Annotated in this window: 1 protein-coding gene; it reads right to left on the bottom strand. The window is 64.7% G+C overall.

Going from position 1 to position 744, the window contains the following annotated elements; translation table 11 throughout:
- On the bottom strand, positions 1 to 744 hold a 744-nt coding region (locus U5798_RS36890), incomplete at both ends, for a 3-hydroxybutyrate dehydrogenase (RefSeq protein ID WP_260435035.1).

Below are 744 nucleotides of genomic sequence, written 5' to 3' on the forward strand. Positions count from 1 at the left end.
CGACTGGCCCGTGAGCGCGGCGCTCGGGAACGCCGACAGGAACAGCACCGTCTGCGCGACGTCCTGCACCGTCGTGAACACGCCGTCGACCGTGTTGCCGAGCATCACTTTCTTGATCACTTCCTCTTCGCTGATGCCGAGCTCCTTCGCCTGCTCCGGAATCTGCTTGTCGACCAGCGGCGTGCGCACGAAGCCCGGACACACGACGTGCGAGCGCACGTTGTGTTTCGCGCCTTCCTTCGCCAGCACGCGGGCGAGGCCGAGCAGGCCGTGCTTGGCCGTCACGTATGCCGACTTCAGCGGCGACGCTTCATGCGAGTGCACCGAACCCATGTAGATCACGACGCCGCCGCGATCGTCCTTGTACATGTGCTTGAGCGCGGCCTTCGTCGTCAGGAATGCGCCGTCGACGTGGATCGCCTGCATCTTCTTCCAGTCGGAGAACGAATAGTTCTCGATCGGGTTGACGATCTGGATGCCGGCGTTCGACACGAGGATGTCGACCGAGCCGAATGCTTCGGCAACCTTGTCGATGCCGCTGTTCACGGCTTCCTCGTTCGTCACGTCCATCGCGACGCCGATCGCCTTGCCGCCTGCCTTGTTGATCTCGTCGGCGACCGCGTTCGCGCCGTCCTGGTTCAGGTCGGCGATCGCGACCGCCGCGCCCGCCTTGGCGAGCTCGAGTGCGATTTCCTTGCCGATGCCGCTCGCGGCGCCCGTGACGACTGCGGTCTTGCCATTCAG

Origin of the sequence: Burkholderia sp. BCC1972, assembly GCF_905339605.1 — a bacterium.
Taxonomy (GTDB): domain Bacteria; phylum Pseudomonadota; class Gammaproteobacteria; order Burkholderiales; family Burkholderiaceae; genus Burkholderia.